This window comes from Alkalimonas sp. (genome assembly GCF_020831925.1).
GTDB lineage: Bacteria > Pseudomonadota > Gammaproteobacteria > Enterobacterales > Alteromonadaceae > Alkalimonas.
Window position 1 is genome coordinate 1 of record NZ_JAFIFQ010000001.1, and the last position, 16,393, is coordinate 16,393.

Annotated in this window: 16 protein-coding genes; 8 read left to right on the top strand and 8 right to left on the bottom strand. The window is 52.9% G+C overall.

Translation table 11 applies throughout. From position 1 onward, the window contains the following. The first annotated feature begins 119 nt into the window (after positions 1 to 119). Positions 120 to 1,727, top strand: a complete 1,608-nt coding sequence (locus JJU14_RS00005) for a serine hydrolase (RefSeq protein WP_228610274.1) — start codon at positions 120 to 122, stop codon at positions 1,725 to 1,727. Between the two features lie 6 nt (positions 1,728 to 1,733). On the opposite strand, the gene trpA is transcribed toward JJU14_RS00005, so the two are convergent. From trpA to JJU14_RS00035, 6 genes are read right to left on the bottom strand one after another with little or no spacing between them, the layout of a single operon-like run. Beyond that, the gene (trpA, locus tag JJU14_RS00010; RefSeq protein ID WP_228610276.1) at positions 1,734 to 2,540 is read right to left on the bottom strand and encodes a tryptophan synthase subunit alpha; all 807 of its coding nucleotides are present in this window, start codon (positions 2,538 to 2,540) and stop codon (positions 1,734 to 1,736) included. Continuing rightward, entirely contained in the window at positions 2,537 to 3,742 is a 1,206-nt protein-coding gene (trpB, locus tag JJU14_RS00015; protein ID WP_228610278.1) for a tryptophan synthase subunit beta, read from the bottom strand. The genes trpA and trpB overlap by 4 nt, the downstream gene beginning before the upstream one ends. Next, positions 3,729 to 5,114: a bifunctional indole-3-glycerol-phosphate synthase TrpC/phosphoribosylanthranilate isomerase TrpF gene (gene trpCF / locus JJU14_RS00020; RefSeq protein WP_228610280.1), complete on the bottom strand. Its 1,386-nt coding sequence runs from the start codon at positions 5,112 to 5,114 to the stop codon at positions 3,729 to 3,731. The genes trpB and trpCF overlap by 14 nt, the downstream gene beginning before the upstream one ends. Then, positions 5,107 to 6,117 (bottom strand): anthranilate phosphoribosyltransferase, encoded by a 1,011-nt coding sequence (gene trpD / locus JJU14_RS00025; RefSeq protein WP_228610282.1) that lies wholly within the window; start codon positions 6,115 to 6,117, stop codon positions 5,107 to 5,109. Before trpD ends, trpCF begins: the two co-directional genes overlap by 8 nt. Further along, the gene (locus JJU14_RS00030; protein ID WP_228610284.1) at positions 6,114 to 6,707 is read right to left on the bottom strand and encodes an aminodeoxychorismate/anthranilate synthase component II; all 594 of its coding nucleotides are present in this window, start codon (positions 6,705 to 6,707) and stop codon (positions 6,114 to 6,116) included. Before JJU14_RS00030 ends, trpD begins: the two co-directional genes overlap by 4 nt. Then, on the bottom strand, positions 6,704 to 8,290 hold the full coding sequence (locus tag JJU14_RS00035; protein WP_228610286.1) for an anthranilate synthase component 1: 1,587 nt from the start codon (positions 8,288 to 8,290) through the stop codon (positions 6,704 to 6,706). The genes JJU14_RS00030 and JJU14_RS00035 overlap by 4 nt, the downstream gene beginning before the upstream one ends. A 449-nt stretch (positions 8,291 to 8,739) precedes the next feature. On the opposite strand from JJU14_RS00035, the gene JJU14_RS00040 reads away from it, so the two are divergent. From JJU14_RS00040 to rluB, 6 genes are read left to right on the top strand one after another with little or no spacing between them, the layout of a single operon-like run. Next, the gene (locus JJU14_RS00040; protein WP_228610288.1) at positions 8,740 to 9,312 is read left to right on the top strand and encodes a hypothetical protein; all 573 of its coding nucleotides are present in this window, start codon (positions 8,740 to 8,742) and stop codon (positions 9,310 to 9,312) included. Positions 9,313 to 9,372: 60 nt separating this feature from the next. Continuing rightward, a complete protein-coding gene (locus JJU14_RS00045; protein WP_228610290.1) occupies positions 9,373 to 10,233 on the top strand; it encodes a PHP domain-containing protein in 861 nt (286 codons plus the stop codon). Between the two features lie 49 nt (positions 10,234 to 10,282). Further along, positions 10,283 to 10,903, top strand: a complete 621-nt coding sequence (locus JJU14_RS00050) for an L-threonylcarbamoyladenylate synthase (protein WP_228610292.1) — start codon at positions 10,283 to 10,285, stop codon at positions 10,901 to 10,903. 8 nt (positions 10,904 to 10,911) lie between these two features. Continuing rightward, complete coding sequence (locus tag JJU14_RS00055; RefSeq protein WP_228610294.1) at positions 10,912 to 11,739, top strand: segregation/condensation protein A; 828 nt, start codon at positions 10,912 to 10,914, stop codon at positions 11,737 to 11,739. Further along, positions 11,736 to 12,353, top strand: a complete 618-nt coding sequence (scpB, locus tag JJU14_RS00060; RefSeq protein ID WP_228610296.1) for an SMC-Scp complex subunit ScpB — start codon at positions 11,736 to 11,738, stop codon at positions 12,351 to 12,353. Before JJU14_RS00055 ends, scpB begins: the two co-directional genes overlap by 4 nt. Continuing rightward, positions 12,350 to 13,309, top strand: coding sequence for a 23S rRNA pseudouridine(2605) synthase RluB (gene rluB / locus JJU14_RS00065; protein WP_228610298.1), 960 nt, complete (start codon positions 12,350 to 12,352; stop codon positions 13,307 to 13,309). Before scpB ends, rluB begins: the two co-directional genes overlap by 4 nt. Positions 13,310 to 13,365: 56 nt before the next feature. Here the strand turns inward: rluB and galE are convergent, their stop codons facing one another. Continuing rightward, positions 13,366 to 14,382, bottom strand: coding sequence for a UDP-glucose 4-epimerase GalE (gene galE / locus JJU14_RS00070; RefSeq protein WP_228610300.1), 1,017 nt, complete (start codon positions 14,380 to 14,382; stop codon positions 13,366 to 13,368). Between the two features lie 9 nt (positions 14,383 to 14,391). Then, on the bottom strand, positions 14,392 to 14,691 hold the full coding sequence (locus tag JJU14_RS00075; RefSeq protein WP_091341008.1) for a YciI family protein: 300 nt from the start codon (positions 14,689 to 14,691) through the stop codon (positions 14,392 to 14,394). Between the two features lie 156 nt (positions 14,692 to 14,847). On the opposite strand from JJU14_RS00075, the gene JJU14_RS00080 reads away from it, so the two are divergent. Then, complete coding sequence (locus JJU14_RS00080) at positions 14,848 to 16,257, top strand: sodium-dependent transporter (protein WP_228610302.1); 1,410 nt, start codon at positions 14,848 to 14,850, stop codon at positions 16,255 to 16,257. The last annotated feature ends 136 nt before the right edge of the window (positions 16,258 to 16,393 follow it).

Consider the following 16,393-nt stretch of genomic DNA (forward strand, 5'->3'; position numbering starts at 1 on the left):
TTCAATAGAAAAGCCCTACACGATGTGTAGGGCTTTTTGCGTTGAAGCGCCTGACGGCGCTGGATATGATCAGCTTCGCTGTGATAAGCTGGAATCATTCGTAATAATTTATTCCTGCCATGAAATATTTAATTCCTAGTTTAAAGCTGGTTACTACTGCTGTTTGGTTGTCGTGCAGTGTTAGCCAAGCTGAACCTGCCGCCGAGCTGTCGATCTCTGACTTAGTGACACAATCTATTCAAGCGTTTGATACCCCAGGTATGTCAATCGCTGTGGTGCATCAGGGGGAAGTCGAGCATCTGGCTGGCTATGGCTACCGGGATTTGGAAAACCAGTTACCGGTTGCTGCCGACAGCTACTTCCGGCTGGCTTCTGCCAGCAAAGCCTTTACGGCGGCCAGTGTGGCCATATTGGTGGATGAGGGCAAGCTGAGCTGGGATGATAAGGTAATTGATCACTTGCCAGAGTTTCGGCTGCAGGACCCCTGGGTCACCAGTGAGTTTACCATTCGTGATTTGCTGTCGCATCGCAGTGGTTTGGTCGGTGGTGCCGGCGATAGTATGATTTGGCCTGAACCATCCGGTTTTAGCCGCCAGGAGGTGATCCACAATCTGCGTTATCTGACGCCAGAGTTTAGCTTTCGCAACAATTACGGTTACAGTAATGTGTTTTACATAACAGCTGCGGAGCTGGTTGCCCGTGTGGCGCAGCAACCCTGGGAAGACTTTGTGGCAGAACGTATTTTCCAGCCGCTTGGCATGGCTTGCTATGCCGGCGATGTACCGGATACAGCGGTTGCCAACAGTGCGGTTGGCTATGGCCGCCGCAATGGTGATTATTTTAGTATTCCGCGTAATGGCATTGATGGTAAAGGCCTGATGTCAGCTGCTGCAGGGGGGCTGGTGTGTAGCGCTGCTGAGATGACCAAGTGGCTGCAGTATTTGCTGGAGCAGTATCAGGCACCAAACGCAGCCTATAGGGTGTTTAGCCAGCAGCAACTGGATGAAATGTGGTCACCCAATACGCTGATGGCGGTGACCAATCGTACCCGCCAGCTGCATCAAACCAATTTCAGTGCGTATGGCCTCGGTTGGCGGATGCAGGATATGCATGGCTATAAGGTGGTGCATCATACCGGCACCTTATCCGGCTATCAGGCCTATGTTGCTTTGGTTCCGGAGCTGCAGCTTGGGGTGGTGGTACTGAATAATGGCTCGGACAGTGGCGCCAGGACGGCTGTGGTGCAGTCCATTTTGGATAGCTATCTGGCAGTACCTGAGCCGCAAAACTGGATTGCTTTTTTACAACAAGAACGCGAAGAGCGTGAACAAAGAGCAGCTCGCAGGACGCCGGATTTACCGGTGGGGACTGGGGAGGTGTTGTTGCCACTGAGTGCTTATGCCGGTTATTTCGCCGATCGCTGGTTTGGTGGCATTGAGATCCTGCATAGTCCTGAAGGCCTGAGCTTTCGTTCTGAGCGGATGGTGAATAAAGTGGGCAGCATGGAGCCCTTTGCCGATCATAGTTTTGTCATTCGCTGGCATGATCCCAATGTAGCTGCGGATACGCTCATTCAATTTCAACTGGATGCAAAGCGCCAGGTGACTGGCTTTGAACTGATGCCGCATCGGGTGCAGGTCGGCAGCCGCCATGCGTACCGTGATATGGCTTTTAGCAAAGTAGCGGATTCAGCCCCGGCAACCGTTGAGGCTGCCGGGGATGACTAAGCTAGGTTAACGCTGAGTCGCCGCTTTCATTTGCCGGACGAAATCAGTGAGTTCTTGAAGCAGCGCCTCTGGCTGCTGTTGCAGCTTTTCAATCCGCTGCACGATGGCTGAACCTGAAATAGCGCCTGCGGCACCACTATCCAATGCATCTTTGACATGCTCTGGTGCCGAGATGCCAAAGCCAAGTAAGGTTGGCGCTGCATGGTACTCGGCCAGTTTCTCAATCAAATGATGGGCCGGGGCTGCTGCTTTGGTTTCAGTGCCAGTGACACCGGCCCGGCTGAGCAGGTAAGTGTAACCACGACCGTACGAGGCAACCTGACGCAAGCTGTCATCATCGCAGTTCGGTGGCACTATAAAGATTGGCGCTACCCCATGCTGCATGGCGGCCTGGCGAAAACGTTTGCTTTCATGCAGCGGCACATCGGCAATCAGTACTGAATCGACACCGGCAGCGGCTGCCTGCTGGTAAAAGGCATCAATGCCTTTGGCCATCACCAGATTGCTGTACAGCAACAGGCCAATGGGTAAGTCCGGGTATTTGGCGCGCAGTTGGCTGATCAATCCCAGCGCACTGCCTGGGGTTACCCCTGCGGCCAGAGCACGGATATTAGCACCCTGAATGGTGGGGCCATCGGCCACCGGATCAGAAAATGGAATGCCCAGCTCCAGCGCATCGGCGCCACCTGCGATCAGTGCTTCAATGATCTGATACGACAGCTCAAGATTTGGATCCCCTATGGTTACGAAAGGGACAAAGGCGCCTTGTTTTTGCTGCTCCAGGCGGTTGAACATCTGCTGATAACGGCTCATGCCTGCTCCTCCTGTGCGCTTTGTGCAGTTAAAATGCTGTGTACATGGGTTAAGTCTTTATCGCCCCGACCGGATAAATTGACCAACAGGATTTGCTCCTTATCGGCTTGCTGAGCCAGCTTGATGGCATAGGCCAGTGCATGCGAGCTTTCCAGTGCCGGAATAATGCCTTCGTTTCTGGCCAGCGACTGAAAGGCGGCCAGTGCTTCGTCATCGTTGATAGCGACGTAACTGGCCCGGCCGGATTGTTGCAAATGGGTATGCTGTGGCCCTACAGCCGGGTAATCGAGGCCGGCGGAAACCGAGTAAGACTCTTCAATCTGACCATCGGCTGTTTGCATAATGGCGGTGTAGGCGCCATGCAGGATGCCGTAGCTGCCGGTGCTGAGCGCTGCACCGTGCTGATGTGTATTGATGCCCATCCCGCCGGGTTCAACGCCAATCAGTTGCACCGATGGCTCATCAATAAAATCAGCAAACATGCCAATGGCATTGGAGCCACCACCGACACAGGCGATCACCGCATCCGGCAGCCGGCCTTCTTCGGCCAGGATCTGCTGTTTGGCTTCTTCGCCAATCATGCGCTGGAACTCACGTACGATGGTCGGGAAGGGGTGTGGGCCTGCGGCAGTACCCAGCAGATAATGACTCTTATCGTAGCTGGCAGACCAGTCGCGCATGGCTTCATTGACTGCATCTTTTAAGGTGCCGGAGCCCGAAGTGACCGGGATCACGGTAGCGCCCATTAATTTCATGCGAAACACATTGGGTTGTTGTCGTTCAATGTCTTTAGCACCCATGTAAATACGGCATTTTAAGCCCAGTAAGGCGCAGGCCAGAGCCGTAGCAACACCATGTTGACCGGCCCCGGTTTCGGCAATGATGTCGTGTTTGCCCATTCGCTTGGCAAGCAGCGCCTGACCCAATACTTGATTGGTTTTATGAGCGCCACCATGCAGTAAGTCTTCACGTTTCAGGTAAATCTTAACCTTGGGGTTGGGGGAAATGTTGCGGCACAGTGTTAACGGTGTGGGTCGGCCAGCATAGCTGGAGAGCAGATGTTGGAACTCGGCATGAAACTCAGGATCTTCCTGGGCATCGATAAAAGCCTGCTCCAGTTGCTTTAAGGCTGGTACCAGTAACTCTGGGACAAACATGCCGCCATAATCGCCAAAATAGGCAGGTAAACTACGCTTTGTCATAAGAAAACTCTCTGATCCGGTTAAAAGCAGTAAATAATTGGTCGTGATCCTTGATGCCAGGTGCCTGTTCAATGCCGGAGTTGATATCCAGGCCGGCAACTGGCAAGGCCAGGGCGTCGGTAATATTGTCCGGGTTTAAACCACCCGCCAGCATGATCGGGATCTTACTTTGCAATTTGCTAAGCAGTTGCCAGTTAAAGCGCTCGCCGGTACCGCCAGCAACGCCTGGCTGATAGGTATCAAGCAGCAGACGGTCGGCTTTGCTGGTAAAGTTGGGCAAGCTATCGGCTATCCGATAGGCCCGCCAGATCTCGGTCCCGGCAGGCAGCAAGGGCCGCAGGCGCTCCATGTATGCATCGTCTTCGTCGCCATGCAGCTGCACCGCGGCAAGTGACAGCTCGGTAGCGATGGCAGCCACTTGCTGCTCACTTTCATTGACAAAAACCCCGACAAACTCTAAAGCCGCTTGCTGAACCAGGGTTTTGGCCTCGGCCAGGCTGACAGAGCGCGGCGACTTGCTGTAAAAAATCAAGCCAGCGTAACAGGCGCCTGCTTGCTCCACGGCCTGTACATCTTCAGGGCGGGTCAGGCCGCAGACTTTGTGTTCACCCCGGGTCAGGCGTTTGCAAGCCAGCGCTAAGTCGCTCTGCGCCATTAAAGAGCTGCCTACCAAAAAGGCATCAGCAACCTGGCTGAGCTGGCGTACCTGTTGATTGGTGTAGATACCAGACTCCGATAACACCGTCACATCGGCCGGCAACAGCTGGCTCAGCCTGAAGCTGGTGTTCAGGTCGGTGGATAAATCACGCAAATCGCGGTTGTTGATGCCAATCAGCTTAGCGCCAAGGTCAACAGCCCGCTGGGTTTCTTCTTCATTACTGACTTCCGTTAATACCGTCATGGCGAGCGCATCGGCGACCTGATGCAGCTCTTGGTATTCGTCATTGGTCAGTACCGACAGCATCAGCAAAACGGCATCCGCGCCGCTAAGGCGGCCGAGGTAAATCTGATAGCTATCGATAATAAAGTCTTTATGCAGCAACGGCTGCTCGACCTGAGCGCGGATCTGACTCAGGTTATCGTAGCTGCCCTGGAAAAACTCGGCATCGGTCAGTACCGAGATACAGTCCGCGTATTGGCCATAGACTTCTGCCAGCTCATCCAGCCGAAAGTCTGGCCGGATCAGTCCTTTAGAAGGGGAGGCCTTTTTGCACTCTAAAATAAAACGAGGCCCGGCTTGCTGCAGTGCCGCCAAAAAGTGGCGGCTGCTTGGTTTTACCTGGGGTAAAAAGCTTTCCAGTGGGCGCTCGGTTTTAAACCGGGCCACTTCCTGACGCTTGAAATCAATGATCTTGTTTAAAATATCAGCCATGGGACGCCTCCTTCATCAATTGCAGGGTGCGATACCCCTCGTCAGTGCTAAGCAGTTGTTTTATATGCGCCACATTGTCTTTAAGATCAGCATTTACCCCGGTAATTGCCATCATGGCAGCGACATTGGCAGCAATGGCATCCTGATGGGCAGCAAGGCCTTTGCCCTGCAGAATCGCCAGGCTGGCGGCGGCATTCTCAGTTGGGTTGCCACCAGCCAGTTCATGCAGAGCCCGTTCTGGCAAGCCAAAGTCGGCGGGTGTTAGCGTGAACTGGCGGATGGCACCATCACGCAGCTCAGTCACTTGTGTCGGGCCATGCAGCGCAATTTCATCGCAGCCACTGCCATGCACTACCCAGGCTGTGTTCACATCCAGCTTGGCCAGAGCCTGTGCCATGACAGGGCCTAACGCCGGATCATAGACACCGAGCAGCTGAAAACCTGGAGCGGCTGGATTTAGCAATGGGCCCAGCACATTAAACAGGGTGCGGGTTTTCAGTTGTTGGCGCACCGGCATCGCAAAACGGATACCGGCATGATACAGGGGGGCGAATAAAAAGGCACAACCAGCCTGCTGCAAGCTCTGTGCGGCTTGTTCGGGTGATAGCTGAATATTCACCCCCAGGCTTTCCAGCAAATCGGCCGAGCCGGACTTGCTGGAAACACTGCGATTGCCGTGCTTGGCAACCGAAAGCCCGGCAGCGGCGGCGACAATAGCTGCTGTGGTGGAAATATTGATGGTATTGCTGCCATCTCCGCCGGTGCCACAACAATCGATGCTGTTGCGTGCTGCTATTGGAAAGGGTGTGGCAGCAGCGCGCAGAGCTTGAGCCGCTCCGGCCACTTCGTCTGCCTGAATGCCTTGCAGCTTGCCGGCAACCAGTACTGCGGTCAGATCAATGGGATCGACGTCTCCGGCGACCACAGCAGCAAAGAATTGCTGGGCTTCTTGCTGCGTGAAATGGCCGCCGTTCAGGCGCTTTTGCACCAGTTCTGCAATCATACAGGGCTCCTTGACATCAGATAGTCCAGACCCTGCTTTAGCAAGGGTTTGCCAAGCGTGGTCAGGATGGATTCGGGATGAAACTGAAAACCGAGGATCGGCAGGCTGCGGTGCGCGATGGCCATCGGTATGGTGTGAAAGCGGGCAATGACCTGCAAAGAGTCCGGCACCGTGGTGGCAATCAGCGAGTGATAGCGTGCCACCGGGAAGGGCTGAGGCAGGCCGGCAAAAACCGGGTGGTCGCTCAGGGCAATCGCCGAAGTTTTACCATGCACGGTTTCACCGGCCTGACCCACCACGCCGCCAAAATGTTCGACCAGTGCCTGGTGACCAAGACAGATGCCAAGCAGAGGCACTTTGCCGGCAGCCTGACGAATCAGTTCCGGCATGCAGCCGGCATGTTCAGGAGCACCCGGGCCAGGGGAGAGCACCAGGGCAGTGGGGCCTGTCTCGCCGTTAATTTGTTGCATAATAAAGTCAGCCGGCACGGTATTGCGGTACAGTTTTAGCTGATAACCCAGTTGTTCAAACTCATCCACCAGATTGTAGGTAAAGGAGTCGACATTATCGAGCATATACAAAGTGGTCATAGCGCCTCCTGCTGAGCGGCTGTCTGAATGGCGCGGATCACGGCCTGGGCTTTGTTCCGGGTTTCATCGGCTTCGGCCTGCGGATCGGAATCAAACACGACTCCGGCACCGGCCTGAATCGAGGCCATCCCGTCCTGCACGTAGGCGGAGCGGATCACGATGCAACTATCAAAGCTACCATCACCGCTCAGGTAGCCAACAGCGCCACCATAACTGCCACGGCGTTTTTGTTCTACCAGTCGGATCAGCTCGGCAGCTTTGACTTTCGGCGCTCCTACCAAAGTGCCCATATTCATGCACGCCTGATAGGCATGCAAGGCATCCAGTTCAGGTTTCAGCGTACCGATGACCCGTGAAACCAGGTGCATGACGTAGGAATACCGATCCACTTTCAGCAGCTCTTTGACATAGCGGGTGCCTGGTACGGAAATTCGCGCTACGTCGTTGCGGGCTAAGTCTACCAGCATCAGGTGTTCGGCTTTTTCCTTTTCATCCTGGCGCAGCTCCAGCTCAATGCGGCTATCCAGATCGGCATCAATGCTGCCATCGGCATGAAAACCACGGCGGCGGGTGCCGGCAATCGGGTAAATTTCGACCTGGCGATTGCTGGCATCGAATTTAAGCGCCGACTCAGGCGAGGCGCCAAACAGGCTGAAGGTACGATCCTGCATGTAAAACATGTAAGGGCTGGGGTTCAGTTGTTTCAGCCGGGCATAAGCGGCCAATGGCTCAGGGCAGGGCAGCTGGAAACAGCGTGAGGGTACCACCTGAAAAATATCACCACAGACGATGTGTTGCTTTAACCGTGTGACCTCAGCTTTGAAGTCCTCATCGGATACACTCACTTGCACTTCGTCAGCGCTGGCCTCTGCGGCTACCCGTTGAAAGGGCCGCTGTTGTTGTGTCAGTTGTTTGAGTTGCTCCAGACGTTTACCAATGGCAAAGCAGTTGGCAGCGGCTTGCTCACCACAAAACACGTTACCAATCAGTTTGCTGCTGCGACTTTGATGATCGGTGATCAGCAGGGTTTCGGCCAGATAAAACAAATAGTCCGGGCATTGGTTATCACCGGCGGCCACCTCTGGCAATTGTTCGACATTGGCAATCATGTCGTAGCCAATAGCGCCACCTAAGAAAATAGCGAATTGTTCATCGCTCTGATTGTTCAATTGCGATTGAATGCAGCGTAGCACACTAAAGGGATTGGCAACCTGCAAGCGGTTCACTTCATCCAGCAAGGGATCTGCTTTGGCATAACGAACGGTTAACTGCTCTGGCTGCTGCACCACCTCGGCTTCGGCCTGCAACTTTTCGGCTAAAAAGGGCAACAAAGTGACGCCATTGGCACTGAGTGCTTCGATGAGCACAGTATCGGCATTGCATTCAATCCGCAGGGCTGCATCAATCAGCAGCAAGCTCTTCAGATTGTCTTTGCTGTCGATTTCAGCCGACTCGAGCAGCAAAGAGCATGGATTGATGGCCGCCAGCTGCTGGTAACAGGCCAACGGATCCTGTTGGTAGTCGATGGCCATGGCGATGCTGGCGACTTCCCCGGCTTGTTCTGTTATGTGACTGAAAATCATAATATTCTCTGAATTTGAAGCAAAAAAAAGCCCGTTTCATCGAAACGGGCTCAGGTTATTAAAGCTAAAACAACGCCTACAACACACGCCCGTTGGGAGTGTGCCACCACCAGTTGATTGCAGTGAATGAACAAACATTGAGAAGTTGCATTAGCTTTAATCACGTTCTTGATTATCGTTTGTGCTATCAAACCGCGATTTGCAGTTCAGGTCAATAGTTCTGCAGAAAAAAACGGTTCATTTTCTGTATGCAGCATTATAAACCTATAAATGTCTGGATGGCTATTATGTTTTGAAGGTATGTTCAGATTCCATTCAGTATCTGCAAATTAAGGTGCTTTTTTTACAATTGTATGGAAAATGTTGTTATGCTTGCTGTGACTCGCACGTTCGCCCTGAGCTGTTGCCTTTTAGTACCTGTTGTTTTTTCTGCTGAGTATGCAGAGCTCTTGCCAAGGCAGTCTGTACCGGGGAGTGAGCTCTTACGTGTCAATCAATCGGATGCAATCACGCCTTATTATCAGCGCCGAAGCCCATCATCAAGAAATAAAGATCGCTTCCACTGGGTGATTGGGGTGCATTCGGATTGGATAGATGATGCACCCTACCCCGGTGTTTATCTGGCTGCTCAAGCACGGTTTAGCGATTACTTTACTGAGATTGGGGTCTTGGGGCAGCGACTGCCTCGGGATGGCGCTGATGTGCAGGGTAAAACCCGCTATTTTATGACGGTGCGCTTTACGATGAATCAACCTATCAGTCCTTACGGCATGATTGGCGCGAACCCACTGCAATGGCTATTTGATTCAGGCGACATGCGCCTCGACTTGCATGCCCAGGCAGGTTTGAGTTGGCAGGATCCGTCTGCCATGCTACGAGTAGACGCGTACGGGGCTATGTATTCGTTTGAAACTCGCAGACCCTATGATCCAACGGAAACCTGGTTTGATCAGGAGCGTCGCGGCAACTTTGAGCGCACCACAGAGTGGGCTTTGGGGCTTCGACTCAGCCTGATGTTTTAAGGCATCGCAATCGTTATTACCGGCAAATTATGCGATAATACAGCTCAATCAGGAGTTTGTATGAAAATCGATTTGCATAGCCACACCCGCCATTCTGATGGCCTGCTAACGCCCCGGGAGCTGCTGCAACGAGCTGAGCTGCGTGGTGTGGATGTGCTGGCCATTACCGATCATGACACCGTTGCAGCCATTCCAGAGGCTCGCCAGTATCTGGCAGAGCAAGGAACTGGCTTGCAACTGATTGCCGGGGTAGAGCTTTCTACCAGCTGGCAAAGTTTTGAAATTCATGTGGTAGGCTTAAACATCGACCCGGACTGTGCTGTATTGCAAGACCGCTTGCAGCAGCAATTGCAAAAGCGGACTGAGCGGGTGGCAGCTATTGCTGAACGGCTTAGCCGTCGTTGTAAGCTGCCGGATATTTATCCCGGGGTCGAAGCCATGGCCAATGGTGCCGCCTTAACCCGGGCTCATGTGGCGCGTTATCTGGTGCAGCAAGGCATGGTTGAACACATGGGCAAGGCCTTTGATAAGTATCTTGGACGCGGTAAGCCCGGTTATGTGCCGCCCAGCTGGGTGGAACTGGCCGAGGCTATCGGCTGGATCCAGCAAGCCGGTGGGCAGGCCGTGCTGGCGCATCCGTTAAAATACAAGTTATCCGGCAAATGGCTGCGTCGTCTGGTGGTGGATTTTGCTACTGCTGGCGGGGATGGCATGGAAGTCGTGTCGCCACAACAAACCCCGCAGCAACGCGCTGAATTATGGGCTTTGTGCCAACAGTATGGTTTGTTGGCATCGGTTGGCTCTGATTTTCATCAACCAACGCCTTGGAATGAGCTTGGAAAAAATCTATATTTAACCGAAGAGATGACCCCAGTCTGGGCCAACTGGCCGCTGGCAGGGCAACAGACATTGCCGCTTTAGTCGTGTCGACAGCGATGATGTCGTTTTACCAACAATAAGAAGAACAAGCATGAGTCAGTTTTTTCATATTCATCCCGATACACCCCAGCAGCGCTTGATCAAACAAGCGGTGCAGATTATTCAGCGTGGTGGTGTGGTGGTGTATCCGACCGACAGTGGTTATGCACTGGCCTGCCACCTGGGCGATAAAACCGCGCATGATCGCATTTTGCGCATCCGGCAAATCAGTGGCGATCACCATTTTACTTTGATGTGTCGTGATTTGTCGGAATTATCCCTGTTTGCCAAAGTGGACAATACCGCTTTTCGACTGATTAAAAACAATACCCCGGGCGCTTATACGTTTATCCTGAAAGGGACCAAGGAAGTGCCGCGGCGCTTTTTGAACGAAAAGAAGAAAACCATTGGTTTAAGGATCCCGGAAAACCGTATTGCCCTGGCGCTGCTGGAAGAGTTGGGCGAACCTTTGATGTCCACCTCACTGTTACTGCCGGGCCAGCAGTTTGCTGAAGCCGACCCGGATGAAATGCGACCGCAGCTGGAAAAGCAAGTCGATTTGATTCTACACGGTGGCGTTATTGCAGAAGCACCAACCACAGTGGTGGATTTGTCGGATGGCGATCCTGTGATAGTGCGTGAAGGCATGGGTGATCCCAGCCCCTTTCGTTAAGTACTGCAATGGATGAGCAGACACTGCCAGAACCGTTAACCATGCAGCACCCTTTGCCACTGGCTTTTGTCCGTGGCGAGGCGGTGCTGGAGCGACCGGAAGATTTATACATCCCACCCGATGCGCTCGAGGTGCTGTTGGATGCTTTCGAAGGGCCGCTCGACTTTCTGCTTTACCTGATCCGCAAACACAAGTTCGACATTGTGCAGTTGCCGGTGCTGGAAATTACCCAGCAGTACATGGAATACATCGAGCTGATGCAGGAAATGAACTTTGAACTGGCAGCCGAGTACTTGGTGATGGCAGCCATGTTGGCTGAGATCAAGTCCCGTTTATTGTTACCAAGGCATCAGGAATCCGATGATGATGAGGCAGATCCCAGAGCTGAGCTGATTCGCCGGCTGCAAGAATACGAAGTATTCAAACAAGCAGCCAGTGATCTGGATGAATTACCCCGCCAGGAGCGGGATTATTTCAGCGGTCAGGCCAAGCTTGCCGATAACTTTCAGCCGCTGGTGATCCTGCCGGAGGTAGCGGTGGAAGATCTGGTGTTGGCACTAAAAGATATTATGAAGCGGGCCAAGGATTTTCAGCACCATCATATCAAACGCGAGCAGATGTCGACCCGCGAGCGGATGAGCCGGATCCTGGCGCTGTTGCAGGAAAATGACTATCTAGCGTTTGAAGATTGTTTCCAACTGGAAGAAGGCCGTGAAGGCGTGGTGGTGAGTTTTCTGGCAATCCTGGAGTTAAGTAAAGAAAAACTGATTACGCTGACTCAAGTGGCGCTGTTTGGTCCTATCCACCTGAAAGTTGCCACAGGAGCCGAAGCATGAAGCGGGCAATTTCCGACAGTCAATTGCTGCAATTGGTCGAAGCAGCTATTTTTACGGCTGAACAACCCTTGTCGCTGCAGGATTTGCAAAGCACGGTACTGGAAGACTTTGCCCCCAGCAAGAAGAAATTGCAGGCGATTCTGGCGCAAATTACTCAGGATTATGCCGGCCGTGGTGTACAATTGCTGGAAACCGCTTCAGGTTATCATTTTCAAAGCCGACCAGAGCTCAGCGAGTACTTGGCGAAGCTTTGGCCTGAGCGTTCGCCCCGTTATTCACGGGCAGTGCTGGAGACATTGGCGCTGATTGCCTATCGTCAGCCCATCACCCGTGGTGAGATTGAAGATATCCGGGGGGTCAGTGTCAGCTCGCAGATCATGCGTACCTTGCTGGATCGGGGCTGGGTTAAAGTGGTTGGGCACAAAGAGGTGCCGGGCCGCCCGGGACTTTATGCCACCACAGCACAGTTTTTAGACTACTTTGGTTTACAAAGTTTAAGCCAGTTGCCGGAGCTGACCGCTTTTCGGCAACTATCACTAGCAGAAAATGAGTCAGCTGCCGAAAACGGCACTGGCAGCACACCACCGTCGGGACGACAGGAGAGCATCGAATGAGTGAAAAGTTACAGAAAGTATTGGCCCGCGCCGGCGTAGGTTCACGCCGCGAAATGGAAACTATGATCAGTGCCGGCCGGGTCTCGGTCGATGGTAAGGTGGCTTACTTAGGCGATCGGGTCGAACCGCAGCAAGTGATCCGGGTCGATGGCCATGTGGTGAAAACCATCAGTGAAGATGCGCAAATCTGCCGGGTACTGGCGTATCACAAGCCCGAAGGTGAGATTTGTTCGCGCCACGATCCGGAAGGGCGGCCAACGGTGTTTGACCGCTTACCTAAGTTGCAGGGCTCGCGTTGGATCGCCATTGGTCGACTGGATATTAATACGTCGGGTCTTTTACTCTTTACCACCGACGGCGAGCTGGCCAACCGGTTAATGCACCCAAAGTTTGAAGTAGAGCGTGAGTATGCGGTACGGGTATTTGGCGAAGTGACCGATGCCATTATTCAGAAATTACGCACCGGCGTGATGCTGGAAGATGGCCAGGCCAACTTCAAGAAAATCAAAGTACTGCCTGGTGAAGGTTTAAACCGTTGGTTCCATGTAATGCTGACTGAAGGGCGCAATCGCGAAGTACGCCGGATGTGGGAGTCGCAGGGCACTGTGGTCAATCGTTTAATACGGGTGCGTTACGGTGATTTGCATTTGCCCAAGCACATACCTGCCGGTGGGTATGCTGAGTGCAGTCTGGACGAAGTCAATTATCTGCGGGAGCTGGTGAAATTACCGGCTGAAACTCAGAGCCTGATCAAAGCCGAAGATCGCAGTGAGCGTCGCCGCCGTATAGCCGGTATGCGCCGGGCCGTGCGCAAACATCAGATTGCCGAAAAAACACCTGGGCGTACCACTGAAACAAAAGCCAAGCCAAAGCCGAAAGCAAAGGAAGAGAAACCGGCTAAGCGCCCGGCAGCAAAGCCAGTGAATAAAAAGCCAAGCCGTGCTGGTCGGGGTTAACGCTTAAAGCGCTTTGCACCAAAAAGCCGTGATCGGTATTTTGGTGCCTGGCCAGGCTACTCTTGGTAGCCGTGTGGGTTTTGTTGCTGCCATCGCCAACTATCTTGCACCATATCATCCAGCGTCAGTTTTGCTTGCCAGCGCAGCAGCTGGCTGGCTTTGCCTGGATCAGCATAGCAGCTGGCAATATCGCCAGGGCGACGGGCCACGATGCGGTAGGGTACCGGCACTTTATTTTTATCGGCAAAGGCCTGCACCATATCCAGCACACTGTAACCAACACCCGTGCCCAGGTTAAAAGCATCGATGCCTGTGTGTTGCTGCACGTATTCCAACGCTTTTAAATGCCCATCGGCTAAATCGACCACATGGATATAGTCCCTTACCCCGGTGCCATCTTTGGTAGGGTAATCGTTGCCAAAGACACTGAGCTCGGTTCGTTTACCCACCGCCACCTGGCTGATAAATGGCATCAGGTTGTTGGGAATGCCATTGGGATCTTCGCCTATCTGGCCGCTCTTATCTGCGCCGACCGGATTAAAATACCGCAGCAAGGCAATGGACCAGGCAGGATCGGACGCTGCCAGGTCTTCCAGTATGTGCTCAATCATCAACTTGCTCTGGCCATAGGGGTTGGTCGCTGAGCGGGGTGCGCTTTCAGCAATGGGCATGGTTTTAGCATCGCCGTACACGGTGGCAGAGGAACTAAATACCAGGCGTTTGACATGGGCTTGCTGCATCACCCGGCACAGGGTAATGGTACCGGCTACGTTATTATCGTAGTAGGCCAGGGGTTGCTCGGTTGACTCGCCTACGGCTTTTAAACCGGCAAAATGCACCACAGCGGAAATTCGGTGTTGCTTGAACAACGCGGTTAAAGCTGGCTCATCACGGATATCCATTTGCAAGCTTTGCAAGTTGCGCCCGGCCAGCTTCTGCACCCGCTTTAGTGCCTCATCATTGCTGTTGCTGTAATTATCAATGCTTATCACATCAAAGCCTGCCCGTAGCAGGGCCAGCGCGGTATGGCTGCCGATGTAGCCGGCGCCACCGGTCAATAAAATTGCGCTCATGCTGGCTCCTTAGGGCAACACTTTTTTAAATGGTTTTACCGTCGAGCGTGCGTATACGCCAGCTGCCAGATAAGGATCCGCATCAGCCCAGGCTTGGGCGTCTGCTAAAGATTCAAATTCAGCCACTACCAAAGAGCCGGTAAAACCAGCTTCACCTGGTTCCAGGCTGTCGATGGCGGGTAGTGGGCCGGCCAGCAAAAGTCTGCCTTCTGCCTTAAGCGCTTCCAACCGTGCCAGATGGGCAGGGCGGCTCGCCAGCCGCTTGCTCAGGCTAGCCTGAACGTCTTCCGAGTAAATCATATAGAACATGGTCTTTCCTTGAGTAATAAGTCGGTTTGCGTTTGAAAAAACGATGGCTGCCTGCATGCAGCGACCGAAAAGCTAGGATTTCAGTACGGGCCCTGTTAGCATGCTGAAAAAACGAAAAACAATTCTAACAATAAATGTCAGGGAGTCCCAACCAAAATGAAACGCGAGCTGTTTAGTTCTAAGATCGGCTTTATTCTGGCGGCAGCAGGTTCTGCCGTCGGTATAGGTAATCTGGTCGCCTTTCCGGTGATGGCCAGCCAGAATGGTGGCGCCGCTTTTTTAATCATGTACGCTTTTTTTGTGTTTTTTATCTGTTTGCCGGTGATGTTGGCAGAAATGAGTCTGGGCCGCCATACCCGGCAGAACCCTCATGGCGCTTACAGTAAAATCGGACAAACCCCATTCTGGAATGGGGTGGGTTGGCTGGCTGTGATAACGCCCTTTATGATCGGGGTATTTTATCTGGTGATTACGGTCTGGATTTTTGGTTATTTAGCCAAAGCCGTGATGGGGCAGTTAGATACCTTGGCGCAGGATGGTGCTTTCGGTGTGTTTATCAATAGCAATGAGCTCTATGTCTATATGGCTGTGGTGATTAGCCTGACGTTCTTAATTTTGCAAAGTGGTGTGAAGCAGGGGATCGAGCGGGCGGCCACTTACTTAATGCCTGCGCTCTTCGTGATGCTACTGCTGCTAGTGGGCTATGTGTTGACGTTAGACAACGCCATGCTGGGGGTACAGTTCTTTTTGATCCCTGATTTTAGCAAAATCAATGTGCAGGTGCTTACCGACTCTTTGGCGCAGGCCTTTTTCTCCCTATCCCTGGCCATGGGTATTTTGATTACCTACGGCTCTTACATTCAGAAAAATAATGACATCGTCGGGGCCGGTAAGATGGTCGCGGGTTTATCCTTGCTGGTAGCCTGTTGTGCTGGTTTGTTGATTTTGCCAGCGGTATTTTGGTCGAATCCATCCATTGATCCATCCGAGCTGACGGACTCCAGCATTGGCATGATCTTTATGGTGCTGCCAAAAATCTTCCTGGCACTGCAGCAGGATATCGGCTTTTTTGGTGCCTCTTTTGTTGCTTCCTTCTTCTTTTTGCTGGTGTTCTTCGCCGCCATGACTTCATTGATATCAATCATTGAAGTGCCGGTAGCCAGCCTGATGGATACCAAAGGCATTTCTCGCCGTCGCTCGCTGATTACGCTTGGCGTGGTGATGATTGCCCTTTCAGTGCTGTCGGCCTTGTCCTTTGGCCGGGTTGATTGGCTCACCAGCTTCTTAAGTTACGGCGGAGCGGATAAATCCTTCTTTGATGTGATTATGGATGTGTTTTACTACAGCATCCTGCCACTTAATGGCTTGTTATTGTGTTTGTTTGTCATTTACCGCTGGAAGAAAGTAAAGCTGCATGCCGAGATGCGAGAAGGCAACCCTGGCTTTGAGGGCAGCCTAATGCAGAAATACATCGATGTCTCGCTGGGTACCTTTATTCCGGCTATCCTGGCGGTGATCTTCCTGCTAAATGTGCTGGGTCGCTTCTTTGGCGTGCAGGTGTTTTAAGCCACAACAGCCTCACCACTCCGAACCCCGGCCTGGCGACGGGGTTTTTTATGTGGCTAGCTTTTTGTTTTTCCCGCATCTAAGCGTGATCGTATCCGGCTGGTAAGCCGTTAGAAGTACTAACAGGGAAGCCGAG